General features: G+C 75.1%; 27 protein-coding genes. 16 read left to right on the forward strand and 11 right to left on the reverse strand.

Translation table 11 applies throughout. The features are described from left to right. Positions 1-145: 145 nt before the first annotated feature. Positions 146-661, reverse strand: coding sequence for a GNAT family N-acetyltransferase (locus QSK52_RS20705; RefSeq protein WP_285737593.1), 516 nt, complete (start codon positions 659-661; stop codon positions 146-148). A 220-nt stretch (positions 662-881) separates the two neighbouring features. On the opposite strand from QSK52_RS20705, the gene QSK52_RS20710 reads away from it, so the two are divergent. From QSK52_RS20710 to QSK52_RS20735, 6 genes are all read left to right on the forward strand, one after another. Next, positions 882-1,751: an NAD(P)-dependent oxidoreductase gene (locus QSK52_RS20710; RefSeq protein WP_285737594.1), complete on the forward strand. Its 870-nt coding sequence runs from the start codon at positions 882-884 to the stop codon at positions 1,749-1,751. 254 nt (positions 1,752-2,005) lie between these two features. Beyond that, positions 2,006-2,914: a CehA/McbA family metallohydrolase gene (locus tag QSK52_RS20715; RefSeq protein WP_285737595.1), complete on the forward strand. Its 909-nt coding sequence runs from the start codon at positions 2,006-2,008 to the stop codon at positions 2,912-2,914. A 130-nt stretch (positions 2,915-3,044) separates the two neighbouring features. Further along, positions 3,045-4,112, forward strand: a complete 1,068-nt coding sequence (locus tag QSK52_RS20720) for an SPFH domain-containing protein (RefSeq protein WP_285737596.1) — start codon at positions 3,045-3,047, stop codon at positions 4,110-4,112. Then, positions 4,109-5,008: a hypothetical protein gene (locus tag QSK52_RS20725; RefSeq protein WP_285737597.1), complete on the forward strand. Its 900-nt coding sequence runs from the start codon at positions 4,109-4,111 to the stop codon at positions 5,006-5,008. Before QSK52_RS20720 ends, QSK52_RS20725 begins: the two co-directional genes overlap by 4 nt. A 48-nt stretch (positions 5,009-5,056) precedes the next feature. After that, positions 5,057-7,438, forward strand: coding sequence for a hypothetical protein (locus QSK52_RS20730; RefSeq protein WP_285737598.1), 2,382 nt, complete (start codon positions 5,057-5,059; stop codon positions 7,436-7,438). A gap of 130 nt (positions 7,439-7,568) precedes the next feature. Then, positions 7,569-7,799, forward strand: a complete 231-nt coding sequence (locus QSK52_RS20735) for a DUF6296 family protein (protein WP_285737599.1) — start codon at positions 7,569-7,571, stop codon at positions 7,797-7,799. 129 nt (positions 7,800-7,928) lie between these two features. On the opposite strand, the gene QSK52_RS20740 is transcribed toward QSK52_RS20735, so the two are convergent. Together QSK52_RS20740 and QSK52_RS20745 are read right to left on the reverse strand one after the other, a co-directional pair. After that, the gene (locus QSK52_RS20740; protein WP_285737600.1) at positions 7,929-8,912 is read right to left on the reverse strand and encodes an aldo/keto reductase; all 984 of its coding nucleotides are present in this window, start codon (positions 8,910-8,912) and stop codon (positions 7,929-7,931) included. Positions 8,913-9,104: 192 nt separating this feature from the next. Next, complete coding sequence (locus QSK52_RS20745; RefSeq protein ID WP_285737601.1) at positions 9,105-9,680, reverse strand: TerD family protein; 576 nt, start codon at positions 9,678-9,680, stop codon at positions 9,105-9,107. Positions 9,681-9,968: 288 nt separating this feature from the next. Between QSK52_RS20745 and QSK52_RS20750 the strand changes: the two genes are divergently transcribed. Beyond that, a complete protein-coding gene (locus QSK52_RS20750) occupies positions 9,969-10,331 on the forward strand; it encodes a UBP-type zinc finger domain-containing protein (protein WP_285737602.1) in 363 nt (120 codons plus the stop codon). Positions 10,332-10,434: 103 nt separating this feature from the next. Beyond that, positions 10,435-10,758 carry a MazG-like family protein gene (locus tag QSK52_RS20755; protein WP_285737603.1) on the forward strand — a complete coding sequence of 108 codons (324 nt, stop codon included), beginning with the start codon at positions 10,435-10,437 and terminating at the stop codon, positions 10,756-10,758. A 66-nt stretch (positions 10,759-10,824) separates the two neighbouring features. Here QSK52_RS20755 and QSK52_RS20760 read toward each other — a convergent pair whose 3' ends face one another. Next, positions 10,825-10,959 (reverse strand): DUF6126 family protein, encoded by a 135-nt coding sequence (locus tag QSK52_RS20760; protein WP_285737604.1) that lies wholly within the window; start codon positions 10,957-10,959, stop codon positions 10,825-10,827. Positions 10,960-11,109: 150 nt separating this feature from the next. Here QSK52_RS20760 and QSK52_RS20765 point away from each other — a divergent pair, with 150 nt between their 5' ends. Then, complete coding sequence (locus tag QSK52_RS20765; RefSeq protein WP_285737605.1) at positions 11,110-11,892, forward strand: SGNH/GDSL hydrolase family protein; 783 nt, start codon at positions 11,110-11,112, stop codon at positions 11,890-11,892. Positions 11,893-11,975: 83 nt separating this feature from the next. On the opposite strand, the gene QSK52_RS20770 is transcribed toward QSK52_RS20765, so the two are convergent. After that, the gene (locus QSK52_RS20770; RefSeq protein ID WP_285737606.1) at positions 11,976-12,386 is read right to left on the reverse strand and encodes an organic hydroperoxide resistance protein; all 411 of its coding nucleotides are present in this window, start codon (positions 12,384-12,386) and stop codon (positions 11,976-11,978) included. Between the two features lie 113 nt (positions 12,387-12,499). Here QSK52_RS20770 and QSK52_RS20775 point away from each other — a divergent pair, with 113 nt between their 5' ends. Next, positions 12,500-12,970 carry a MarR family winged helix-turn-helix transcriptional regulator gene (locus QSK52_RS20775; protein ID WP_285737607.1) on the forward strand — a complete coding sequence of 157 codons (471 nt, stop codon included), beginning with the start codon at positions 12,500-12,502 and terminating at the stop codon, positions 12,968-12,970. 65 nt (positions 12,971-13,035) lie between these two features. Here QSK52_RS20775 and QSK52_RS20780 read toward each other — a convergent pair whose 3' ends face one another. Beyond that, a complete protein-coding gene (locus QSK52_RS20780; RefSeq protein WP_285737608.1) occupies positions 13,036-13,314 on the reverse strand; it encodes a DUF2630 family protein in 279 nt (92 codons plus the stop codon). Between the two features lie 184 nt (positions 13,315-13,498). Between QSK52_RS20780 and QSK52_RS20785 the strand changes: the two genes are divergently transcribed. Together QSK52_RS20785 and QSK52_RS20790 are read left to right on the forward strand one after the other, a co-directional pair. Then, the gene (locus tag QSK52_RS20785) at positions 13,499-13,888 is read left to right on the forward strand and encodes an SCO5389 family protein (RefSeq protein ID WP_285737609.1); all 390 of its coding nucleotides are present in this window, start codon (positions 13,499-13,501) and stop codon (positions 13,886-13,888) included. A gap of 202 nt (positions 13,889-14,090) precedes the next feature. Continuing rightward, complete coding sequence (locus QSK52_RS20790) at positions 14,091-15,665, forward strand: glycoside hydrolase family 53 protein (RefSeq protein ID WP_285737610.1); 1,575 nt, start codon at positions 14,091-14,093, stop codon at positions 15,663-15,665. A gap of 101 nt (positions 15,666-15,766) precedes the next feature. Here the strand turns inward: QSK52_RS20790 and QSK52_RS20795 are convergent, their stop codons facing one another. Then, complete coding sequence (locus tag QSK52_RS20795) at positions 15,767-17,215, reverse strand: MFS transporter (protein WP_285737611.1); 1,449 nt, start codon at positions 17,213-17,215, stop codon at positions 15,767-15,769. A 325-nt stretch (positions 17,216-17,540) separates the two neighbouring features. On the opposite strand from QSK52_RS20795, the gene QSK52_RS20800 reads away from it, so the two are divergent. Then, positions 17,541-18,119 carry a TetR/AcrR family transcriptional regulator gene (locus QSK52_RS20800; protein ID WP_285737612.1) on the forward strand — a complete coding sequence of 193 codons (579 nt, stop codon included), beginning with the start codon at positions 17,541-17,543 and terminating at the stop codon, positions 18,117-18,119. Positions 18,120-18,127: 8 nt separating this feature from the next. Here QSK52_RS20800 and QSK52_RS20805 read toward each other — a convergent pair whose 3' ends face one another. Both QSK52_RS20805 and QSK52_RS20810 read right to left on the reverse strand, forming a co-directional pair. Then, positions 18,128-18,730 carry a TIGR03086 family metal-binding protein gene (locus tag QSK52_RS20805; protein WP_285737613.1) on the reverse strand — a complete coding sequence of 201 codons (603 nt, stop codon included), beginning with the start codon at positions 18,728-18,730 and terminating at the stop codon, positions 18,128-18,130. Between the two features lie 56 nt (positions 18,731-18,786). Continuing rightward, the gene (locus QSK52_RS20810) at positions 18,787-19,353 is read right to left on the reverse strand and encodes a DJ-1/PfpI family protein (RefSeq protein WP_285737614.1); all 567 of its coding nucleotides are present in this window, start codon (positions 19,351-19,353) and stop codon (positions 18,787-18,789) included. Positions 19,354-19,630: 277 nt separating this feature from the next. Here QSK52_RS20810 and QSK52_RS20815 point away from each other — a divergent pair, with 277 nt between their 5' ends. Further along, positions 19,631-20,431, forward strand: a complete 801-nt coding sequence (locus QSK52_RS20815; protein WP_285737615.1) for a tyrosine-protein phosphatase — start codon at positions 19,631-19,633, stop codon at positions 20,429-20,431. Positions 20,432-20,438: 7 nt separating this feature from the next. Here the strand turns inward: QSK52_RS20815 and QSK52_RS20820 are convergent, their stop codons facing one another. Further along, entirely contained in the window at positions 20,439-21,113 is a 675-nt protein-coding gene (locus QSK52_RS20820; protein WP_285737616.1) for a VOC family protein, read from the reverse strand. Between the two features lie 33 nt (positions 21,114-21,146). Then, a complete protein-coding gene (locus QSK52_RS20825) occupies positions 21,147-22,151 on the reverse strand; it encodes a PHP domain-containing protein (RefSeq protein WP_285737617.1) in 1,005 nt (334 codons plus the stop codon). A gap of 145 nt (positions 22,152-22,296) precedes the next feature. Between QSK52_RS20825 and QSK52_RS20830 the strand changes: the two genes are divergently transcribed. Further along, positions 22,297-23,223, forward strand: coding sequence for an AurF N-oxygenase family protein (locus tag QSK52_RS20830; protein ID WP_285737618.1), 927 nt, complete (start codon positions 22,297-22,299; stop codon positions 23,221-23,223). Positions 23,224-23,278: 55 nt separating this feature from the next. Further along, entirely contained in the window at positions 23,279-24,772 is a 1,494-nt protein-coding gene (locus tag QSK52_RS20835) for an MFS transporter (RefSeq protein WP_285737619.1), read from the forward strand. Positions 24,773-24,828 lie beyond the last annotated feature (56 nt).

Consider the following 24,828-nt stretch of genomic DNA (forward strand, 5'->3'; position numbering starts at 1 on the left):
TGCCGAACCCGGCCGGGCTCCCGCCCGGCGGGGAGCCGAAGCTGCGCGACCCTACGCTCGGGGGCGACCGCGTGGGCACTCGCGGTCCGGGCCAGGGCCGGTGTCACCAGGTCGGCGTCACCGAGCCGGTGTCACCGGGCCGACGTCACCAGAGATCGCCCTCGCGCCAGTCGCAGACCAGGTCGGCCGTCGGGTCCAACTCCCCTTCGCCGCCCAGGAGGTAGATCCAGCCGTCCTCCTCGGCGGTGCGCTGCCGCCCGTGCGGGCCGAGGGCCCAGGTGGGGCCGGGCCAGGGGCGCCAGCCCCGGGCGAGGTAGAACGGGACGCCCTCCTCGCTGGCGCCGAGCGCGCCGAGCTGGTGGGCGGCCCGGACGACGCGCTCCGCCTCGTCCATCAACTTCCCGCCGATGCCGCGCCGTTGGCGGTCCTGCCGGACGACCACGCCCTCCAGGTAGCCGGTCCGCAGGATGCGGTCGCCGTTCATCAGGCGGCGCTGCACCACGGCGGCGTGTCCGACCAACTCGCCGTCCTCCCAGGCGAGTACGTGCAGCCCGCCGAGGCAGTGCGTCCAGTCCTCCTCGGTCATCTCCGAGCCGAACACCGCGAACAGCAGCGCCCGGACCGCCCGCCGGGTTGCCGGATCGAGGTCCGCCGTGTGCACCGTCCGCACCGTCACCACGCCCGCACCGCCGCCCTCCCCGTACCGTCGCCAGGCCGGCGCCGTCACCGAGCCGGTGACGTCACCGTGCCCGCATCCTCGCAGACCCGGCGCCGCCGGTGGCAGCACCGCGCCCCGGGCAATCCGGACCGTTAGCAGGCCCGAGTCGTAGCATCGGCCTCGGAGCACGGCCAAGATCCACCGGTAGCGGGAAGGACAGCGCATGGACGTCGGTTTCGTCGGTCTGGGAGGAATGGGTCGGGCGATGGCCCGGCGGCTGCTGGCGGCCGGGCACGCGGTACGGGTGTGGAACCGCTCGCCGGAGCCGGTGGCCGAGCTGGTCGCCGACGGGGCCTCGGCGGCGGGGACGCTCGCCGGGGCGTTCGAGGCGCAGGTGGTGGTGTCCATGCTCGCGGACGACCGGGTGGTCGAAAGCCTGTTGCTGGACGAGGAGTTGCTGTCCGGCGCACGGGGCGTGACGCACGTCAACATGGCCACCGTCTCGCCCGCGCTGGCCCGCCGGGCCGTCGAGCTGCACGCCCGGCACGGCCTCGGGTACGTCGCGGCGCCGGTGCTGGGCCGGACGGACGTCGCGGCGGCCGGGAACCTGAACATCCTCGCGGCCGGTCCGGCGGCCGAACTCGACCGAGTGGCACCGCTGTTCGAGGCGATGGGCCGCCGCACCTGGCCGCTCGGGGAGGACCCGGCGGCCGCGAACGTGGCGAAGATCAGCGCCAACTTCCTGCTGGTGTCGGCGATCGAGGCGTTCTCCGAGGCGGCCGCGCTCGCCGAGGCCGGCGGGCTCGACCCGGCGGCGCTGCTGGCGGTGCTCACCGACTCACTGTTCCCCGGCCCGGTGTACGCGGGCTACGGCAGGATGATCACCGAGCGGTCCTTCGAACCGGCGGGATTCCGGCTGGCGTTGGGCCTGAAGGACGTGAACCTCGCCCTGGAGGCCGGGGCCGCCGCCGAAGTCCCGCTCCCGCTCGCTTCGTTGCTGCGCGACTCGCTCCTCCAGGCGGTCGCCCACGGCCACGGCGAACAGGACCTCGCCGCGATCTCCACCACCTCCCGCGCCCGCGCCGGAATCTGACGACAGGTCATCTCCGCACGCGCCGCCGGGCGACAGCCGAAACGCCCCGCCCGGCGCCCGGTTCCCGTCGCCCCCGCCCGCGGGCCTCGCTAGGGTGAAACCCCGCACCGCCCCGCACCGCCCCGCACCGCACCGCCGCGCCCCGCACCCTCCGAACCCCGCACCGCACGGCGCGCGCCGCGCCGCGCCGCCCCACCTGCCGTCCGCACCACGTGCATCCGCGCCGAGCACCGTCCGCACCGAGGAGGTCGACCGTGATCGCACTGCCCTTCGGCCTGCCGGGCCGGTTCTGGCGCGGCAACCTGCACACCCACACCGACCGCTCGGACGGGGCGCTGTCGCCGGAGGAGACGGCTCGGCACTACCGGGACGCCGGATACGACTTCCTCGCCGTCACCGACCACTTCCGGCCCGCCCACGGCTACCCGGTCACCGACACCCGGCCGCTGCGCACACCCGGGTTCACCACCCTGATCGGCGCCGAACTGCACGCCCCGCGCACCGAGTTCACCTCCGAGTGGCACATCCTGGCGGTCGGCCTGCCGCTCGACTTCGCCCCGCCCTCCCCGGGCGAGAGCGGCCCGGAGCTGGCCCGCCGGGCCCGCGCGGCGGGCGCGTTCGTCGGCATGGCGCACCCGGCGGCCTCGCTGCTCACCGAGACCGACGCGCAGTGCCTGGACGCCGCGCACGCCGTGGAGGCGTACAACGCGCTGTCCGCGTACGAGGACCGCGGCGACAGCTGGCACCTGACCGAGACGCTGCTCAACCGCGGCCGTCGCCTGCACGCGTACGCGGCCGACGACGCGCACTTCCAGCCGCAGGACCCGCCGGGCTGCGCGGCCTGGGTGCAGGTGCGCGCGACGGAGCTCGCCCCCGGGGCGCTGCTCGCGGCGCTCAAGGCGGGCCACTACTACTCCAGCACCGGGCCCGAGTTGTTCGACGTCTCGCTCGCCGACGGCCGGATCACGGTGCGCTGCTCCCCGGCCCGGAAGGTGCTGGTCACCGGCGGCCGCCCCGGCAAGCAGGTCGCCACCGACCGGTCCGGCGACGAACTCACGTACTGCACGCTGCCGTTGGCCGCGTTCCGCGACACCTGGTGCCGGGTGACGGTGGAGGACGCGCAGGGTCGCCGCGCCTGGAGCAACCCGATCCACCTGGGCTGAACCCCGCCCGCACCCGAACCCCGGCCGCCCCGCCCCGTCCCGCCCACACCCGAACCCCCTTTTCGTCGTATTGACGACAATGGGCGCCCTCGCTTATCGTCATCTCGACGAAAAGAGAGGACCGCACCCCATGGCCGACATCACCCGCCGCTTCGGCTTCCGCCACCTGCGCTCCACCCCCACCAGCCACATCCGCCACCTGCGCGGCGGGCAGCTCGCCCACGAGGGCACCGGACTGGCCTTCTGGTTCCGGCCGCTCACCGCCGCCATCTCCGAAGTCCCGGCGGACGACCGCGAGTTGGCGATGATGTTCCACGCCCGCACGGCGGACTTCCAGGACCTCGCGGTGCAGGCCACCGTCACCTACCGGATCAGCGACCCGACCACCGCCGCCGCCCGCCTCGACTTCGGCATCGACCCGGACACCGGCAGCTGGCGCGCCGAGCCGCTCGCCCAGCTCGGCACCCTGCTGACCGAGACCGCCCAGCAGCACGCGCTCCAGCTGATCGCCCGCACCCCGCTCGCCGACGCCCTGGTCAACGGCGTCACGGCCGTCCGCGAGCGGATCACCGAGGGCCTGGCCGCCGAACCCCGGCTGACCGAGATCGGGGTGTCGGTGCTCGCGGTGCGCGTCACCGCCGTCCGGCCGGAGGCCGAGATGGAGCGGGCGCTGCGCACCCCGGCCCGCGAACAGGTCCAGCAGGAGGCCGACCGGGCGACGTACGAGCGCCGCGCCGTCGCGGTCGAGCGGGAGCGCACGATCGCCGAGAACGAACTCGCCAGCCAGATCGAACTGGCGCGCCGCGAGGAGGAGCTGGTGGCCCAACGGGGCACCAACGCACGGCGGGAGGCGGAGCAGAAGGCCGCCGCGGACGCGGTCCGCACCGACGCGGACGCGGCCCGCCGGACCAGGATGGCGGTGGCCGAGGCCGAGGCCGCGGGCACGCTGGCCGCCCAGCAGGCCGAAGCCGCACGGTCGTTGGGTGAGGCGAAGGCCGCCGCGGAGGCCGCCTGGCTGGCTGCCCACCAGCAGGCCGGGCCCGAGGTCCTGCAGGCGCTGGCCCTGATCCGGCTGGCCGAGCACCTGCCGCGGATCGACAGCATCACCCTCACCCCGGACGTCCTCACCGGCCTGCTCACCCGCCTGGCCACCCCCGCCACCGCTCCCGCCACCACTCCCGGGGAAGCGGTCCGGTGAGCCTGGCCCCGCGCGTGGTGCTGATCCACCGGCGCACCGAGTACGAGGAGTTGATCGCCCGGCACGGCACCCGCGGCCAGGCCGAGTTCTTCCTCTCCCGGCGCGGCCGCTCGCTGGCCGAGGCCGAGCAGCGCCACCACCGGGCCCGGGGCGCGCTGGCCGCGGTGTCGGCCGCGGTGCCGCTGGACTGGCGGCAGGCCCGGGTCGAGCGCTCCGACCTGGACCGGTTCCTGTTCGGCCCGGAGGACGTGGTCGTGGTGGTCGGCCAGGACGGCCTGGTCGCGAACGCCGCGAAGTACCTGGCGGGCCAGCCGGTGATCGGCATCGACGCCGAACCGGGCCGCAACGCGGGCGTCCTGGTCCGGCACCGGGCCGAGCAGGCCGAGCCGCTGCTGCGGGCGGCCGTGATGCCGGGCGTGGAGCGGCGCTTGGAGCGGCGCACGATGGTGGAGGCGGTCGCGGACGACACCCAGCGGCTGCTCGCGCTGAACGAGATCTACCTCGGGCAGCCGGGCCACCAGACCGCCCGCTACCGGCTGGCGGCCCCCGGCGGCGCGGCCGAGTCGCAGGCGTCCTCGGGCGTGCTGGTCGGCACCGGCACCGGCGCCACCGGGTGGTGCCGCTCGGCCTGGCTGGAGCGCTCCAGCCGCCTGGACCTGCCCGCGCCGACCGCCCCGCACCTGTCCTGGTTCGTCCGCGAGGCCTGGCCGTCCCCGGTGACCGGCACCTCCCGCGTCGAGGGCCTGCTGGACGCCGACCAGCAGCTCACCCTGACCGTCGAGTCGGAGCTCCTGGTCGCGTTCGGCGACGGCATCGAGTCGGACGCCCTGCAACTGACCTGGGGCCAGACCGTCCGGATCGGCCCGGCCGCGCAGCGGCTGCACCTGCTCGTCTGAGCGCCACGGCCGCCGCCGTGTCACCGACCGCTGCCACAATCCGACCTCATGAGCCACCTCCCCGCCCCGACGACCGGCCTCGACGGGATCCACCTGACCGACTGGTCGCAGCTCCGGCACGCCTACGGACCCGCCACCGACGTCCCCGCCCTGCTGCACGACCTCGCCATCGCCGCCGACCCCGACGCCCTGTCGGAGGCCGTGCAGGAGGCGTGGAGCAGCCTGGTGCACCAGGGCACGGTCTACGGGGCGACGGTCGCGGCGGTCCCGTTCCTCGCCGCACTGGCCACGGCCGGCACCGCCACCAGCACCACCGCCAGTACCGACCGGGCCGCCGGCACCGACCGGGCCGCCAACCGGGCCGCCGCAGTGGACCTGCTGGCCTCGATCGCGGCGAGCACCGACGAGCACGATCTGCCCTCCCCGGGCGCCGCCCGCGCCGCCGTGATCGACCAACTCATCTCTCTGACACCCCTGTTGGGCGACCCCTCCACGGAGATCCGGCAGGCCGCGCTCACCCTGCTGCTCCCCTGCGCCCCTGCTGCCACCCCGCCCGCTGCACCGAACGCCGCACCGAACGCCACCGCTACCACCGCCGTCACCACCGCCGCCGTCCGCGCCGCGCTCCGCCGCCGCTGGCAGCAGGAGGGCGAACCCGCCCTCCGCGCCGACCTGTTGACCGTCCGCGCCGCGTTCGACCCGGCCGCCCGCGCCGAACTGCGCGGCCTCGCGCTCTCCCCGACCCTGCCCGGCCCCGTCCGGATCGCCGCGCTGCGCGCGACCGTCACCCACGGCCTGCCCTGGGACGCCGAACTGTCCGCTGCTGTCGCCGAGTTGGCCCCCGTCGGAGCGCGCACCGAGCACACCGCGCTGAACCGCTGGACCCTGCCCGCCCTCGCCACCGGCCTGCACGAGCGCGGTGACGCGGAGGCCGCCCTCACCCTGCTGGAGACGACCGCCGCCCGCGCGAGCGACCCCGCCGCCGCCCACGAACTCCTCGCGGCCGCGGACTGCCTGGCCCGACGCTCCCGCAGCGCCCCGGCCCGGTTGCTGCCCGTCCTGCTCCCGCTCCTCACCGGCGACGACCCCGCCCCGGACGCTCCCGCCCGCGAGGTCCTCGACGCACTGGCCCAGTGGGGCGAACCGTTCCCGCAGGCCGTGCCCGTGCTGCTGCGCCTGGCCGATCGGCCGGACCAGCTCGGCGACCACGCGCTGCAGGCCCTGCTGCTCCTGCCCCGCACCCACCCGGCGCACACCCCGGCCCGGCTCGCCGAACTGCTGGGCCGACGGCTGGCCCACCGCTGGCGGTCACTGCGCACCGTGCACGCCCGGTCCCTCGAGCACCCGCCCACCGTCCTGCCCGTCGACGCCGGCCTGCTGGCCGCCGTCCGGGCCGAGCTGCTCGCCCCCGCGCCCCTGCCGCCGGACAGCGGCCCGTGGGCCCGCGACCTGCTCGGCAACCGCACCACCGAGCTGCTCGGCCTGCTCACCGCCTGGGGCCCGGCCGCCCGCCCCGCGCTGCCCGAACTGCGGCACCTGCTGGACGAGCGCCCGGCCCGCGTCAACGTCCGCGTGCTGGCCGGGGCCCTGGCCGCCGTCGCCGACCCCGACCGCGACCCGGACGTGCCCGCGCGCCTGCGCACGCTGGCCGCGGCCCCCGACACGCCCTGGCGCGACCGCCACGCCGCCGCCACCGCCCTGCACACCCTGACCGGCGACGACGCCCCGCTGCTCGCCCTGCTCGCCACCGCCCTCGACGCCCGCGCCCCGCACGAGCTGTCCGCGGCCCTGCACGCCCTCCCCGACCTCGGCGAGCACGCCCGCCCCCTGCTCCCCCACCTGCTGGCCCTGCTCACCGCCCCCGCCCCCGACCCGGACGACCCGCTCACCGCCCCCGCCCCGCACCCGCACGACCTGCTCGCCGCCGCCGAGGCCGTACGGTCACTGTCCGGCGACCGGCACCTGGACGTCCTGCTGCCCCACCTCGCCGCCGCCCTCGCCCACGACGCGGACAGCCCCCGGCGCTCCTTCCGCGCCCTGCCCCTGGCCGCCCGGCTCGGGCCCGCCGCCGCACCCGCCACACCCCTGCTGCTGCGCCTGCTGGCGCACCCGGGGAACAGCGCCGAAGCGGCCCGTGCCCTGGCCGCCGTCCACCCGACCGACGCCCGCCCGGCGGGGGTGTCCCGCACCGAGTTGGCCGACCTCGTGCTGGCCGCGCTCGCCGCCCACGGCTCCCCGTCCGACCTGGCGGCCCTGGACGCCCTGGCGGCCGCCGAGCCGCTCACCCCGGCGCAGCTGGCCGCGCTGCACCACCTCGCCACCTCCGACGCCCGGGCCGTCCGTTCGGGCTCCCACGACCGGATGGTCCACGACGACCTCGCGTTCCGCGCCGCCGCCCGGGCCCTGCACACCCGCCTGGCGCCCGCGTGAGCACCGGGCCCGGCACAGGAGACCCGGGCAGCCCGGGCTGCCCCGAGCACCCGCCCGAGCCGCCTGCTCGCGACCACCCGCGCCCGGCCTGCCTACGATGGAACGACGCCCACGGGAGGAAGGCCCGGCCATGACCCAACGATTCGCACTCACGTTCCCCGGCGAGACCGGCGGCCACGCCGAGCAGGACGTGGTGGTGGTCGAGGCGACCGGCGCCCGGGGCCCCGGCGGCCACCCGGTGTACGCGGACCCGTCCGGCATCGTGCAGGCCGAGATCAGCGACCGGGGCGAGGTCCGGATGCTGGCCAGCGGCGGCCACCAGGCCCCCCGCACCCCGCTGCACGCCGAACCGCTGCCCTGAGCCCCGGCCACTGCCGCCTGCCCGACAGACCCGACCGGCCCGGCCGGCCCGGCAGACCCGACCGGCCCGCGGGGCGCCCACCACCGGGCGCCCCGCGGAACCGGCGCGAGTCGCCGCCCGCACCGGGCCCTACCAGCGCGAGTGCACCTGCGCCCGCAGCCGCCGGTCGTACAGGTCGCGGACGGCCTGCAGGGTCTGCTCCGGCAGCGGCGACATCGCCATCGTCTCGGCGTTCGCCCGGGCCTGCTCGGGCGTGCGGGCACCGGGGATGACGGTGCTGACGCCGGGCTGCTGGACGATCCAGCGCAGCGCGGTCTGGGCGGAGCTGGCCCCGGGCGGGGCGAGCCGGGCGAACTCGTCGGCGGCCTCCACGCCGGTCTCGAAGTCGATGCCGGAGAAGGTCTCGCCCTGGTCGAACGCGGAGCCGTCCCGGTTGTAGGTCCGGTGGTCGTCGCTCCCGAACAGGGTCTCCTTGGTGTACTTGCCGGAGAGCAGTCCGGAGGCCAGCGGCACCCGGGCGATGATGCCGACGCCCGCCTTCTCGGCGGCGGGCAGCACCCGGTCGAGCGGCTTGAGCCGGAACGGGTTGAGGATGATCTGCACGCTGGCGACGCCGGGCCGGGCGATCGCGGTCAGCGCCTCCTCGCAGGTCTCCACGCTGACGCCGTACGCGGCGATGCTGCCCTCGGCGACCAGGGTGTCGAGCGCGTCGAACACCTCGTCGTCGGAGTAGACGGCGGTGGGCGGGCAGTGCAGCTGCACCAGGTCGAGCCGTTCGACGCCCAGGTTGCGGCGCGAACGGTCGGTCCACTCACGGAAGTTGGCGAGGGTGTAGTTCTCCGGCAGCTGCGGCAGCCGCCGGCCGAGCTTGGTGGCGACCATCAGGGCGTCGTCACGACGCCCCTTGAGGAAACGTCCGATCAGCTGTTCGCTGCGGCCGTCGCCGTAGACGTCGGCGGTGTCGAAGAAGGTCACCCCGGCGTCCGCCGCGGCGTCCAGCACCGCGAGGGCGTCGTCCTCCAGCACCACGCCCCAGTCCGCGCCGAGCTGCCACGTTCCGAGACCGATCACCGAGACCGGGCGTCCGGTCCTGCCAAGTACACGCTGTTCCATGCGCCGAGCCTGCCACAGCCCGGCGCACCGCTCGAACGCCGACACCCCCAAACCGGGGGACGACGGAGCGTGCGGGGGCGCCGGAGCACGCGGGGACGACGGAGCATGCGGGGGCGCCGGAGCACGCGGGGGCCGCCCCGGTCGCGGCCTGCGGCGACGACGGGACGGCCCCGTGCGGGCGGGGGCGACGGGTCAGACGTTGACGCCGTAGTCGAGCGCGATGCCGCGCAGGCCGGAGGCGTAACCCTGGCCGATGGCGCGGAACTTCCACTCGCTGCCGTAGCGGTACAGCTCGCCGAAGACCATCGCGGTCTCGGTGGACGCGTCCTCGGAGAGGTCGTAGCGGGCGACCTCGCTGCCGTCGGCCTCGTTGACGACCCGGATGAACGCGTTGCGGACCTGGCCGAAGCTCTGGTGCCGGTTCTCCGCGTCGTAGATCGACACCGGGAAGACGACCTTGGCGACCTGCGGCGGGACGGCCGTCAGGTCGACCTTGATCTGCTCGTCGTCGCCGTCGCCGCCACCGGTCAGGTTGTCGCCGCTGTGCTCGACCGAGCCCTCGGGGCTGCGCAGGTTGTTGTAGAAGACGAAGTGCTGGTCGCTGAGCACCCGGCCGGCCTCGCTGCACAGCAGCGCGCTGGCGTCCAAGTCGAAGTCGGCGCCCGTGGTGGCCCGGACGTCCCAGCCCAGGCCGACGATGACGTTGGTGAGCCCCGGGGCCTCCTTCGTCAGCGAGACGTTTCCGCCCTTGGCGAGCGAGACTCCCATGTGTGCCCTCCTGTGGTTTCCCCGTACCGGGCCCGGCAGTTCGGCCGGTTCGGCGCCGACGGCCGTCGCCCGGCCTCCTCGGTCGGGCCCGGGCCCGCACCGAATCTACAGCACTGTAGATCGGTACGGAATCCACCTCCGCACCACCGCCCCGCCCTGCTGTCCCCCGGCGGTTCCCCAGCGGTTCCCGGTGCTTCCCCGGCGGACGCGGCCTCACCCCGCCGCGCCGGATCCGCTTCCGGCGCGCGCCCGCCGCGCCGGGCATACCCTGGCCGAGGAGGTGCAACGATGAGCGACGACACGACGATCCCCGGCATCGACCCCACCGTCCCGCCGAGCGGCGACGGCTGCGCGGAGTGCCTGGCGGGCGAGGGCCAGGGCTGGTGGTTCCACCTGCGCCGGTGCGCCGCCTGCGGGCACATCGGCTGCTGCGACTCCTCCCCGTCCCAGCACGCCAGCGCGCACGCCCGGTCGGCCGGGCACCCGTTCCTCACCAGCTTCGAGCCCGGCGAGGACTGGTTCTGGAACACCGAGACCGAGCAGTTCTACGAGGGTCCACCGCTGGCCGGCCCGACCTCCCACCCGGTCACCCAGCCCGTCCCCGGCCCGGCCGGCCGCGTCCCGGTCGACTGGCAGCAGCGCCTGCACTGACGCCCCGTCACCACCCCGGGCCGGTCGCTACGATCGTCGTCGAGCGGCGTGCGGGCGGCCCGGGCCGCCCGTACCGCCGGAGGTCCGGCGATCGGTGGTGGGCGTGGACGAGCGGCAGTGGGGGACGGTGCGGCGGCTGGCCGACTGGCTGGCCGAGGGCAGCACCCAACCCCCGGAGATGCAGCGGGTGTTGCAGTGCCTGAAGCTGAGCGAGGAGGCCGGCGAGGTCGCCGAGGCGGTGATCGGCGCGCTCGGCCAGAACCCGCGCAAGGGCTTCTCGCACACCTGGGACGACGTCGCGGACGAGCTGTGCGACGTGGTGATCACCGCGCTGGTCGCCCTGGTCCGCGTCCACCCCGACCCGCCCGCCGCGTTCGACGCGCACCTGGCGAAGGTCGCGCAGCGCGTCCTCCCGGAGCAGCCGTAGCGCCGCGACCCGACGCCCCGCACAACCGAACGGCCCCGCGGCCCCGCGGCCCCGCGGCTCAACGACTCAACGGCGGCCGCCGACCGCGAACAGCAGGATCACGAAGCCGGCGAACAGGTGCGTACCGGCGATGTAGATCAGCGCCCGGACCAGCATCTGCTTGCGGCGCGAGCTCTCCTCGCGCACCCCGTCACTGGTCACGACCGCCCTCACCGTCCGCCTGCCCCACCGGGGCGCCCACCGCCCGCATCCCTTGCAGGGTACCGGCCGCGCCCCCGTGGCGGAGATCACGCTGCGCCACGGGGCACCTACGGTGGCGTAAGTCACTTCACAAGGTGAACCATCTCCTGCATGGCCGACTACCAGGAGACCCTTGACCTCAGTTCCTACGCGGCCCTCGGTGACAGCTTCACCGAGGGCCTCAACGACCCCGGCCCCGACGGGCAGTTCGCGGGCTGGGCCGACCGCCTGGCCGGGATGCTGTCCGCCCGCAGGCCGGAGCACGACTTCCGGTACGCCAACCTGGCCGTCCGCGGCCGCCTGCTGGACCAGATCGTCGCCGAACAGGTCCCGAAGGTCCGTCAACTCCGGCCCGACCTGGTGACGTTGTGCGCGGGCGGCAACGACATCCTGCGCCCGGGCAGCGACCCGGACCTGATCGCCGAGCACTTCGAGTCGGCCGTCCTGGAACTGCGCGAGAGCGCCGGGACGATCCTGATCTGCACCGGCTTCGACACCCGCAACGTCCCGGTGCTGCGCCACCTGCGCGGCAAGATCGCCACGTACAACGCGCACCTGCGGGCGATCGCCGACCGCAACGGCCTCGCGGTCGCCGACCTGTGGTCGCTGCGGGCGGTGCACGACCGGCGGGCCTGGTCCGAGGACCGGCTGCACCTGTCACCGGAGGGCCACCAGCGGGTGGCGCTGCTGGCGGCGCGGGCGCTCGGCCTGCCGGTGGACGCGGACCCGGAGGCCGCCTGGCCGCCCGCGCCTGTCCTCACCCCGGCCGACCAGCGCCGGGAGAACCTGCAGTGGGCCCGCACCTTCCTGCTGCCCTGGGTCGGCCGCCGCCTGCGCGGCGAGTCCTCCGGCGACCACGTGGAGGCCAAGCGCCCGGAGCTGCTCCCGCTCTGAACCCCTTCCGGCACAGCACTGCGGGCCGCCTCCACCCCCACGTGGACGCGGCCCGCATACCCCGGTGAGACCCCTGCCTCGCCTTATTCGACGACCAGCTCCACCGGAACGTTCCCGGCAGTGGCCCGGGAGTACGGGCAGACCTGGTGGGCCTGCTTGACCAGCAGCTCACCGGTCTCGCCCGCCAGCGACTCCGGCAGCTCGACCCGCAGGACGACGGAGAGGCCGAAGCCGCTGTCATCCTTACCGATGGTGACCTCGGCGGTCACCGACACGTCCGAGACGTCCACCTTCTGCTGCCGGGAGACCACGCCCAGCGCGCTGGCGAAGCAGGCCGCGTACCCGGCCGCGAACAGCTGCTCGGGGTTGGTGCCCTCGCCGTCGCCGCCGAGCGCGGGCGGCGGGGAGAGCTTGAGGTCGAGCCTGCCGTCGGAGCTGACGGCACGGCCCTCGCGGCCGTTCGCGGTGGCGACTGCGGTGTAGAGCGGGTTCATCGCGGCTGTCTCCTTCGTCCTTGCTTCTGCTGCTTCTCGCTGCTTCCTGCCCAAAACTACAGCACACAATTCAATTGCGCACAACTGAATCGGTCACTTGCTACCCTGGAGCCATGACCTGGCACGGCGAGGACACCCCACGCAAGGACGCGGACCTGCTCCTGCTCGACCAGCAGATCTGCTTCTCGCTGAACGCCGCCTCCCGCGCCTTCGGCGGCGTCTACCGCACCGCCCTCAAGGACCTCGGCCTGACCTACCCGCAGTACCTGGTGATGCTGGTGCTGTGGGAGGACGGGACCCTGCCGGTCAAGCAGCTCGGCGAACGCCTGCGCCTGGACTCCGGCACCCTCTCGCCGCTGCTCAAGCGCCTGGAGGCGGCCGGGCTGGTGACCCGCGAACGCAGCCCGGAGGACGAGCGCTCGGTGATCGTCGCCACCACCCCGGCCGGACGCGAGCTGCGCGAGGGTGCCCTGGCCGTCCCCCGCCGCATCCTGGCCGCCGCCGGGCTCCCCCTGGACGACCTGCGGGCGCTGCGCGAACTGCTCACCCGCGTCACGGCCAACCTGGACGCCGCCGGGGCCTGACCCGCCTTGCGACGCGCCGGCGCGCCCGGCGCGCCCGCCCCGTCCGGCACGCCCGGCACGCCCGGCTACGACTCGTAGCGCTCGACCTCTTCGACGCTGCGCACGCTCGCGCCGTCCGGGTCCTCACCCGCCCGGACCCGGGCGCGGCGCTGGCGGAGCAGGTCCCAGCACTGGTCGAGCTGCTCCTCGATGTCCTTGAGTTCGCGGTGCTCGGTGGACTGGTCGATGCGACCCTCCACGAGGGCGGCGCGCAGGTCGCGCTCGGCCTCGACCATCTCGCTGATCCGCTCCAGGATGCGGCGGTCGGTGCTGCCGGTCCCGCCGTCGCGGCGCTGCTCGTCCATCGGGGCCTCCTCGCGGTTCGCCTGGCCCCTCCCACTCTAGGAAGGGCCGGGGGCGGCCGCGAGCCGGGCGACACGGAGTGCCGCGCCGAACGGGGGCGCGTAATTGACAGGGCGTCAGGCGGACGACAGGATCACTTGTTGAAAACGACTTCCACTACCACTAATTCCGGAAGGCCGATCCGCCATGTCGCTGGACGTCTCCCCCTCCCTGCTGACCCTGGCCGAGCGCGACGAGGTCGCCGACGCCGACTTCCTCGCCACCGTCCGCACCTCGCTGCCCTACGCCTACCGCCTGGTCAACGACCTGACGGCCGAACTCGCCGTCACCGAAGCCGAGTTCGCCGACAACACGGTCGCCCCGAGCGAGGCCGAGCGGGCCCAACTGCTGCGCGCCCTGGCCAGCGACTCGATCCGCGGCGCGCTGGAGCGGCACTTCTCGGTGAAGCTGGCCTTCCAGAACTGCCACCGCCTCGCGGTCTTCCACCCGCACGCCGAGCAGACCGCCGCCTACCGGGAGTTCACCTCCCCGCGGGCCCAGTTGCTGAACCAGTCGCCGGAGCTGCGCGACTGCTGAGCCCGCCCGGGAGGGCGGCCGCGGACGGGGCCCGCGGCCGCCCTTCCGTTATGTGAACGTTCACAAGAAAATGGTACCGACTGCTTGCAGCTTCGCCAGGGCCTGGGGTTTCCTATGGCGGGACAGCGCAGCAGACTTCTGTGCACGTTCACAGGGCTCTCCGCTCCACCCCCCCCGCCCCCACTCCCCGTCAAGGACGACGATGCACCAGGGCATCAAGCGCGCACTCATCACCGTCGCGGCGGCGCTCCCGCTCGCCGCCACCGCCGTCGCCGGCCTGCCCGGCACGGCCGGCGCCGCCACCACGCTCACCAACACCGGCTTCGAGGCCAACGGCACCGGGACGGCCACCCCCACCGGCTGGTCCACCTACTCGGCCACCGGGCAGAACGGCGCCTCCTACACCGAGGCCGGGGGCCACAGCGGCTCGTACCGGCTCACCCACTACGCGGCCGCCGCCTACAAGGTCGAGACCTACCAGTACCTGTCCGGCCTGGCCAACGGCACCTACACGCTGACCGCCTGGGTCCGCTCCAGCGGCGGACAGAACTCCGCGTACCTGGCCCTGCGCAACTGCGGCTCCGCCGAGCAGCGCACCGACCTGCCGCCGACCCCCAACGGCGCCTGGATCCGGCTGGTCACCTCGGTCGCCGTGACCGGCGGGCAGTGCACCGTCAGCATCAGCTCCGATGCCAACGCCGGGAACTGGATCAACGTCGACGACCTGTCCCTCACCATCGGCGGCACCGGCCTGGCCGCCCGCGGCGTGGACGTCTCCACGCTGAAGAAGAGCGAGGACAGGGGCGGCGTCTACCGCTGGGCGGACGGCACCGCCGGTGACGCGCTGAGCATCCTGCACTCCAGCGGCGCGAACTACGTGCGCCTCAAGGTCTGGGTCAACCCCGCCGACGGCTACAACAACAAGGACAAGGTCCTGGCGATGGCCAAGCGCGCCAAGGCGCTCGGCATGGGCCTGCTGATCGACTTCCACTACTCCGACAGCTGGGCCGACCCCGGCAAGCAGACCAAGCCCGCCGCCTGGTCCGGCTACTCGCTGGCCCAGCTGAAGTCGGCGGTCTACAACCACACCTACGACGTGCTGAACGCGCTGAAGGCCCAGGGCACCACCGCCGACATGGTGCAGATCGGCAACGAGATCAACGCCGGGATCCTGTGGAGCGAGGGCTCCACCGCCAACTGGTCCAACCTGGCGGCGCTGCTCACCCAGGGCGCGAACGCGGCGAAGGCGGTGAGCAGTTCGACCAAGGTGGCACTGCACCTGGCGAAGGGCGGCGACGACGCCGGGGCCCGGACGTTCTTCGACCAGGCGGTCTCGCACGGCGTCCCGTTCGACCTGATCGGGCTCTCGTACTACGGCTACTGGCACGGCCCGCTCAGCGACCTGCAGACCACCCTGGACGACCTGGCCGCCCGCTACGGGAAGCAGGTGTTCGTCGCCGAGACCGCGTACGCCTTCACCCTGGCGAACGACGACGCCCTGGAGAACAACGTCGCCACCTCCTCGCAGCTGGTGGCCGGCTACCCCGCCACCCAGGCCGGCCAGGCCGCCAACCTGCGCGACGTGATGAACGTGGTGGAGGCCGTACCGAACGGCCGGGGCCTGGGCGTCTTCTACTGGGAGCCCACCTGGACGGCCGTCCCGGGCAACGGCTGGGATCCGACCGACCCGACCTCCCAGGACGCCTGGGAGAACCAGGCCCTGTTCGACTACAACGACAAGCCGACCAGCGCCGTGAACTGGCTGAACCACCGGTGACCCAGCGCCCGGCCGACGGAACCCCTCCCGTCGGCCGGGCGCGGCCCCGGCGGCCCGGCGCCGTCCCGGCGGGCGGGTGCCGTTCCCGCTCCGCCGGTCGGCTACCCGCCGACCACCTCGTGCTCCGCGGCCGCGGCCTGCCGCGCCGCGGCCGGGGCCTCCACCGGTGCGGCCGCGGGGGCGGGGCGGCGGGCCGGCACGAGCAGCGCGGCGAGGGCGGCGGCCAGGCAGAACGCGGCCAGCAGGGCGAAGCCGTGGGTGTAGCCGGATTCGGCGGGGCGTCCGCCGGGCTGCAGGTGGCCGGTGACCAGGCCGGTCATCAGGGCGGCGCCCATCGAGCCGCCGATGGTGCGGATGTTGGCGTTCATGCCGGTGGCGGCGCCGGTCTGGGCGGCGGGGACGGCCTGCACGATGAGGTTGCTCATCGAGGCGAAGGCGAGTCCGATGCCGAGGCCGAAGACGCCCGCGGCGACCGCGACGTCCGCGGGGCTGTCGTGCCGGGCGGCGAGCAGGGCGCAGGCGGCGGAGCCGAGGAGCGCGCCGGCGACCAGTTGGGCCTTGGCGGGGAAGCGCCCGGCCAGCCGTCCGCCGACCACGCCCGCCACGAACATGGCGGCGACCATCGGGAGCATCAGCATTCCGGCCCCGGTGACGCTGGAGCCGAAGCCGTATCCGGCGCTGGTGGGCATCTGCACGAAGCCGGGGAGGAAGGCCCAGACCGCGTACATGCCGGCGCCGAACAGCAGGGCCGCGGTGTTGGTGGTCCAGACGGCGGGCAGTCGCATGACCCGCAGGTCGATCAGCGGGTGGCGGGAGCGGGACTCGTGCAGCGCCCAGGCCGCGAACAGCACGACGGCGACGGCGAGCAGGCCGAGCACCCTGGTCGAGGCCCAGCCCCACTGGGAGGCCTGGCTGACCGGCAGCAGGAGGGCGACCAGCCAGCCGGAGAGCAGCACGGAGGAGAGCCAGTCCACGCTGCCCTCGCTGCGGTGGGGCGACTCGGGGACGTAGCGGTGGGCCAGCAGGACGGTGCCCGCGACCACGATGACGGGCAGCCAGAACAGCCAGCGGTAGTCGAGGGCGCCGACGATCGGTCCGGCCAGGACCATGCCGAGGCCGCTGCCGACGGCGATCACCGCGGACATGTTGCTGATGCCGCCGGAGACCCGTCCGGGCGGGAACTCGTCGCGGATGATGCCGAAGGAGAGCGGGAACAGCGCGCCGGCGATGCCCTGGATCACCCGGGCGACGATCAGCACGGTGATGTTCGGCGCGAGCGCCGCGACCAGGCAGCCGACCAGCAGCGCGACCAGCGCGGCGACCAGGGTGCGCTTCTTGCCGACCAGGTCGCCGACCCGGCCGAGGATCGGGGTGAAGACCGAGGCGGAGAGCAGGTAGGCGGTCATCACCCAGGTGACGGTGGACTGCGTGGTGTGCATCTCCTCCTGGACGATCGGGAGGGCGGGCGTGATCAGCGACTGGAGCAGCGCGTAGACGCCCGCTCCGACGGCGAGCACGCCGAAGGTCAGGCGGGGGGAGTGGCGGTTCATCGAACCCTCTCGGGACACGGGACCCGGGACGGCGCACGGGCAGCACGGGGTGCGCCGCGGCGGCCGGACGGGAGGACGGGCGGGACGGAGGAGCGGAGGAACGGCAGGGCAGCGGGCTGCGGGACGGGATCGGTACGCAGGGTCGCCGTACGGTCGCCCGGCGACGTCGGCCGGGTGTGCGGGCACGGCGAAACGGCAGGTCCGCCGGTACGCGGGCGGGCCGGAGTCCAGGCCCCGGTGCTAAAGTCGAGGCATGCCTCCAGATTAGCGGAGGCATGCCTCCGGTTCAATTCGAATTCCCGGACGTGTCGAGAACGAGGTCCCCGTGCCGGATCAGATCGTGGTGAGCGAGTTCCTCGCCGCCCAGCGCCCGCGCCGCGCGGACGCCGCCCGCAACTTCGACGCGCTGCTCGCCGCCGCCCGCGAGGCGTTCGCGGCGCACGGCGCCGAAGCCTCCCTGGAGGACATCGCCCGGCGGGCCGGCGTCGGCATCGGCACCCTCTACCGCAACTTCCCCACCCGCCGACACCTGTTCGAGGCGGTGTACGCCGCCGAGGTGGACGACCTCTACCGGGCCTCCCTCGCGGTCGCCGACCTGCCGCCGTGGGAGGCGCTGACCACCTGGCTGCGCCGCTTCGTCGACTACGCGACGACCAAGCGGGCCATCCGCGAGGCCCTGGCGGGCGAGGAGTCGGACATCTTCCAGGCCTGCCTGCTTACCATGTACGCCGGGGGCACCCCGCTGCTGCTGCGCGCCCAGGAGGCCGGCGAGGCGCGCACCGACATGAGCATCGAGGACCTGCTGCGGATGGTCTCCGGCATCGCCTCAGTGGCGTATCCGGAGGAGGGGCAGCGCGAGCGCGTGCTGGCCATCGCCCTGGACGGGGTGCGCACCCGGCGCTGACACGCCGCCTAGCGCCCCAGCGGATGCGCGGGGTCGCGGCCGACCAGGCCCAGCAGCCGGGTCGCGGCGTCCGCGTCGGCCGGAACAGGGACGGGGTCGGCGAACAGCCCGGAGGCGGCCAACCCGTCGGCCTGCGGGGCGAGTTCGGCGAGCGCGAACTCGGCGGCGGCCGGGTCGACCGTGGCGTCGGCGCCGATGCCCTGGGCGAGGTCCCAGGCGTGCACGATCGCGTCCACGGTCATCTCCCGGGCGTACCCGTCGGCCCGCCGCGCGCCGTACGACAGGTGCACGGTGCGCTCCAGCGCGCCCGGCGCGGCGAACGCGGCCCGGGCCGCGTCGGCGGCGGCCGTCCAGGCGGCGACCGGGTCGGCGCCCAGCACGTCGCCGTCGAAGCGGTCGCCGATCTCGGCGACGGTGGCCCCGGCCAGCAGGTCGGGCACCCAGAGCTGCTCGGAGGTCAGGTGGCCGACCAGGTGCCGGACCGTCCAGTCGGTGCACGGGGTGGGCGCCTGCCAGGCGTCGTCGGGCACGGCCCGGACCAGGTCGCCGAAGTGCGCCAGCGCCCGGGCGTGCAGCGCGAGCAGGGCCGGTCCGTCGAGGTGTGCTGCCATGGGGTACACGCTTGCCCGCCCCGGGCGGGCGGGCAAGCCGACACCCCGGACGGCCGTTACTCGACCGGGGCCTTCTCGCGCAGCAGCTTGACGAACGCCCGCATCCAGGACGGGTGGTCCGGCCAGGCCCGGGCGGAGACCACCACGCCGTCCACCACCGCGTCGCCGTCGACGAAGTCCGCCCCGCCCGCCGCCACGTCCGGCTCCAGCGCCGGGTAGGCGGCGGTGCGGCGCCCGGCCAGCGAGCCGGTCCGCAGGGTGATCAGCGGGCCGTGGCAGATCTGGGCGAGCGGCTTGTCGTCCTCGACGAACGCGGCGACGATCCGCTGCACCTCCGGGTCGTTGCGCAGGTACTCGGGCGCCCGGCCGCCGGGCAGCACCAGCGCCACGTACTGCGCGGGGTCGACGTCCGCGAAGGCCAGGTCGGCGGGCCAGGTGTAGCCGGCCTTCTCGGTGTACGTGTCGTAGCCCGGGACGAAGTCGTGCACCACGAACTGCAGGGTCTTCCTGGTCGGCGCGGCGATGTCGACCTGGTAGCCCTCCTCCAGCAGCCGCTGGTACGGGTAGAACACCTCCAGCGACTCCGCCGCGTCACCGGTGATGATCAGGATCTTCGCTGCCATCCGGGGATTCCGTCCCTTCGTCGCACCAGGCACGCCCCCGCCCCGACGGGGCCGGGCGGTGACCACCCTGCCCGCTGACGCCGCGTCAATCAAGGGGCGCACGCGGCGTGGCGCGGCGCACGGGCGCACGCTCCCCCGGCCGCTCCCCGAGCGCTCCGCCGTCCGCCGCGGAGGTCCGCCCGGCCGGGGGTACTCCGGGGGCGACCCGCCCGGGGCGCGCCTAGCGTGCTGGCAAGGTCCGCCCGTTTCCCCCGGGTCCGTCGGCAGGGAGGCCGTCATGCAGCACTCGCACCTCGTGGACTCCGCCACCGTCGCCAACCTGCGCGACCTCGGCGGCATCGACCTGCCCGGCGGGGCCCGGGTCCGGCCCGGGCTGGCGCTGCGCTCCGGCCAGTTGGACCGGCTCGACCCGGCGGGCGACCCGATGTTCGACGCGCTGGGCGTGCGCACCGTCGTCGACCTGCGCACCGCCGCCGAACGCGCCGCCTTCCCCGACCGCGTCCCCGGCGGGGCGCACCTGCTGGTCGCGGACGTGCTCGCCGACGAGGCGGGCAGCGGTGCGACGGCCGCGCTGGCCGCGGCGCTCGCCGACCCGGCCGGTGCCAACCGCGCCCTCGGCGGCGGCCGGGCCGCGGGCGCCCTGCGCGAGGACTACCGGGCGTTCGTCACCTCGACCTCCGCCCGGCAGGCGTACAAGCAGCTGCTCACCGCGCTCGCCCACCGGGGCGGCGGGCCGGTGCTCTTCCACTGCACCGCGGGCAAGGACCGCACCGGCTGGGGCGCCACCCTGCTCCTGCTGCTGCTGGGCGCGGACGAGGAGACCGTCCGCACCGAGTACCTGTCCGTCGACCCGGCGGTGCGGACGCACTACGCCCCGCTGGTGGAACGTTTCGTCGCGGCGGGCGGCGACCCGGAGGTCGCGGACGCGGTGTTCTCCGTCCGGGCCGAGTACCTGGACGCCGCCCTCGACGTCCTCGCGGAGCACTGGGGCGACGCCGAGAGCTACGCCCGGGCCGGGCTCGGCCTCAAGGACGACACCCTGGACAGCCTGCGCGAGCGCCTGGTCGAGAGCGCCTGAGCGGCCCTCAGCCCGCGGCCCCGGCGGCGCCGACGCACGCCTCGTTGCCCTCCGGGTCGGCCAGCACCCAGTGGTTCGGCGCGTGCTCGTCGGTCACCAGGCGGCCCCCGGCGGCGATCGCGGCGGCGATCCGGGCCTCGGCGAGGTCGTGCGGCACCCAGACGTCCACGTGCACCCGGTTGCGCTGCGGGCGGGGCTCGTCCATCTGCTGGAAGTAGAACGGCGCGCCGCGGCGGGCCGGGTCGATCAGGTCCTCCGGGCTGCCGGAGCGGTCGCGGTAGCCGAGCAGCACCCGCCAGAACGCGACCACGGCGGGCACCTCCAGCGCGTCGACCGTGACCTGGACGGTCTGCAGGCCGCCCGGGTCGGCGACCGCGCCGAGCCCGCGGGCGGTCGCGGAGACCAGCCGGGCCAGCTCGACGTGCCGCCCGGTCAGGCCGTAGTACTCCTCCCCCACCTCGACCAGCCGGACGGTCACGCCCTCCGGCCGCAGGTCCACGTCCACCTCGCCGACCCCCGCCAGCGCCTCGCCGAGGGCGCCGACCAGCCGCGCCCCCGCCCCGAACGACTCCGTCCGGAAGAACGCGCAGGCCCCCTCCCCCAGCACCCGCCAGTCCTCCGTCCCACCCGCCGCGTGGAACGCCAACGGCCTGATCCGCGTCTCTTCGTGCACCTCGGTCATCCGGGCAGCGTACCGACCCGCACCGACACCCCCTCAGCGCGCCCCCGCCCACGCCAGCAGGTGCTCCACCGACCACGCCGTGATCACCCGTTCCGCCTCCAACCCCACCCCCACCGCCCGCTCGCACCCCTCCACCTGCCAGTCGAGTTCGCCCGGCGCGTGGGCGTCCGTGTCGATCGCGAACAGGCAGCCGAGGTCGGCGGCGAGGGCGAGGAGGTCGTCGGGCGGGTCCTGGCGGTCGGGGCGGCAGTTGATCTCGACGGCGGTGTCGTGCTCGCGGCAGGCGGTGAAGACGGCCTCGGCGTCGAACGCGGACGGCGGGCGGGGCTTCTCGCCCAGGCGCCGCCCGGTGCAGTGGCCGAGGACGTCGACCAGCGGGTTGCGGACGGCGGCGAGCATCCGGCGGGTCATCGCGTCGGCCTCCATCCGCAGCTCGGAGTGGACGGAGGCGACCACCACGTCCAGGCGACCGAGCAGTTCCTCGTCCTGGTCGAGCGTGCCGTCCGCGAGGACGTCGCACTCGATGCCGGTGAGCAGCCGGAACGGGGCGAGCCGGGCGTTGAGCTCCTCGACCAGGTCGAGCTGTTCGCGCAGCCGGTCCGCGCCGAGGCCGTGGGCGACGGTGAGGCGGGGCGAGTGGTCGGTGAGGACGGCCCAGTGGTGGCCGAGGGCGCGGGCGGTGTGGGCCATCCGTTCGACGGGGGCGGTGCCGCCGGACCAGTCGGAGTGCAGGTGGCAGTCGCCCTGGAGCTTCTCGCGCAGCCGCAGCGCGGCGGTGGACGGGGCGGGCCCGGCGGCGGCGCGGGCCTCGGTCTCCAGCAGGTACTGCGGGGTGCGGCCGACCGAGGCGTCGGCGATCACCCGGGCGGTGACGGGGCCGACGCCGGGGAGGCGTTCGGCCTGGGCGGCGTCGATCGGTTCGGGGGGCAGGGCGGCGGCGGCCTCGGCGGCGGTGCGGAACGCCTTGGCCCGGTGGGGGGAGGCGAGTTCGCGCTCCAGCAGGAAGGCGATGCGTTCCAGGGCGGTGACCGGGTCCATGCGGCCAGTCTGCGCGGGGCCGGACGGGGTTGCACCCGGACGGGCCCTCTTCCGCCGATCTGCCCGGACCCCTTGTTGACACTCTGTCTCATTGGTTTACTCGTCCCGGAGCCCCCGTCGCACCCCCACCCTCCGGAGCCCGCCCGTGTCCGACACCGCCACCCCGCCGCAGTCCCCCGCCCGGCAGCGCAACGCCGACCGCGAGCTCAACGCGGCCCGCCTGCTGCGCGCCTCCGCCAAGCACTCGTACGACCCGCTCACCGAGATCGACTGGTCCGCCCCCGTCGACCCGGACCACTACGCGCTGCCCGCGCACCGCGTCGCGCTGTACGGCACCCCGCTGTGGGAGCGGCTGGACGAGCGGGCCCGGGCCCGGCTGAGCGTGCACCAGTTCGCGTCCACCACGGCCGCCGGGATCTGGTTCGAGCTGGTGCTGATGGAGGGCCTGATCCGGCACGTCTACGCGGGCGACCTGACCACCGGGCACGCCCAGTACGCGCTGACCGAGGTCGCCGACGAGTGCCGCCACTCGACCATGTTCGCCCGCTACATCACCGCGACCGGCTACCCCTCGGCCCGGCCGACCCGGCGCGCCGACCGCCTGGGCAAGCTGCACTTCCTGCTCAACGACACCACCATGACCTTCGCCGGGGCGATCTTCGTCGAGGAGTTCACCGACGCGATGCAGCGCGAGATGGTCCGCGACGAGTCGCTGCAGCCGCTGGCCCGCGCGGTGGCCCGGATCCACGTGGTCGAGGAGGCCCGGCACATCGGCTACGCCAAGCCGGAGCTGGAGCGCCGCTGGGCGGCGATGCCGGCGGCCCGGCGGGCGGTGTTCCGGCGGGCGCTGGCGCTGCTGGCCCGGCACGCGGTGGAGGAGATCGTGCACCCGCGGGTGTACGCGCTGGCCGGGCTGGACCCCGCCGGGGCCCGCCGGGCCGCCGAGGCCAACCCGCACTGGCGGCAGGCCCGGATCGACTGGGCCCGCAAGGCGCTGGAGTTCTTCGCCGACCTGGGCGTCCTCACCCCCGCCACCGCCCGCTCCTGGCGCCGCGCCGCACTGCTGCCCTGACCCCTCGCCTGCGCGCCGCGCCCGCGCCGCCACCCCGCTGCCCGAGACTCTGAGCGTGGACGACAACGGGATCCGCCTCGGCACGGGCCGCGGCCGGTGGGTGGTGGCGGCGACGGCGCTGGGCTCCGGCATGGCGATGCTGGACGGCACGGTGGTGAACGTCGCGCTGCCGCGGATCGGCGCGGACCTGGGCGCGAACCTGGCGGCGCTGCAGTGGACGGTCAACGCGTACATGCTGACGCTGGCGGCGCTGATCCTGCTGGGCGGCTCGCTCGGCGACCGGTACGGGCGCAGGCGGGTGTTCCTGCTCGGGGTGTGCTGGTTCGCGCTGGCCTCGGCCGGGTGCGCGGCCGCGCCGAACGTCGAACTGCTGGTGCTGGCACGGGCGTTGCAGGGGGTGGGCGGGGCGCTGCTGACGCCCGGTTCGCTGGCGATGCTGCAGGCGGTGTTCGCCGAGGAGGACCGGGCGGGCGCGGTCGGCGCCTGGTCGGGGCTGGGCGGGGTCGCGGCCGCGGTCGGCCCGTTCCTGGGCGGCTGGCTGGTGGACGGGCCGGGCTGGCGGTGGATCTTCCTGCTGAACCTGCCGCTGGCCGCGGTGGTGGTCGCGGTGACCGCCCGGCACGTCCCGGAGAGCCGCGACCCGGACGCCTCCGGCCGCTTCGACGTGCTGGGCGCGCTGCTCGCGGCGCTGGCGCTGGCCGGGATCACCTACGCACTGACCGAGGCCGGCTCGGGGCTGACCCCGGGCGCGCTGGCGGCCGGGGCGGCGGGCCTGGCGCTGACCGGGGTGTTCGTGCTGGTCGAGCACCGCTCGGCCGACCCGATGCTGCCGCTGTCGCTGTTCCGCTCCCGGCTGTTCACCTCGGTCAACCTGGTCACGCTGTGCGTGTACGGGGCGTTCAGCGGGGTGTTCCTGCTGCTGACGGTGCAGTTGCAGGTGGTGGCCGGGTTCACGCCGCTGCTGTCGGGGGTCGCACTGGTGCCGATCACCGTGCTGATGCTGCTGTTCTCCGGCCGGGCCGGACGGCTGGGCCGGGCGGTGGGGCCGCGGCTGCCGCTGACGGTGGGGCCGCTGGTGGTGGCCGCGGGCGTGCTGCTGATGCTGCGGATCGGGCCGGACGCGGACTACTGGCTGGACGTGCTGCCCGCCGTCACCGTGCAGGGCGCCGGGATGACCCTGCTGGTCGCCCCGCTGACCGCGACCGTGCTGGCCGCCGTGGACGTCCGCCGGGCGGGCATCGCCTCCGGCGTCAACAACGCGGCCGCCCGCGCGGCGGGCCTGTTCGCGGTCGCCGCGATCCCCCCGCTGGCGGGCCTGAGCGGCGACGCCTACCGCGTCCCCGCCGAGGTCGACGCCGCCTTCACCACCGCCGTGCTGATCTGCGCCGCCCTGCTCGCCACCGGCGCCCTGCTGGCGCTCACCACCGTCCGCCCCGACGCCCTCACCCCGCCGCACCCGGTCGCCGAGCCGGACTGCGACTGGTACTGCGCCCCGACCACCCCGCCGATCCACCCGGACGAGGGCGGCGCGGGGCGCGAGCGACCCTAGGGCCCGACCGAGTGCGCCCGTCGGCGCCCGCACGCACGGGGGCAACGGGCTCGGTG

It is taken from the genome of Kitasatospora phosalacinea (genome assembly GCF_030268885.1).
GTDB lineage: Bacteria > Actinomycetota > Actinomycetes > Streptomycetales > Streptomycetaceae > Kitasatospora > Kitasatospora phosalacinea_C.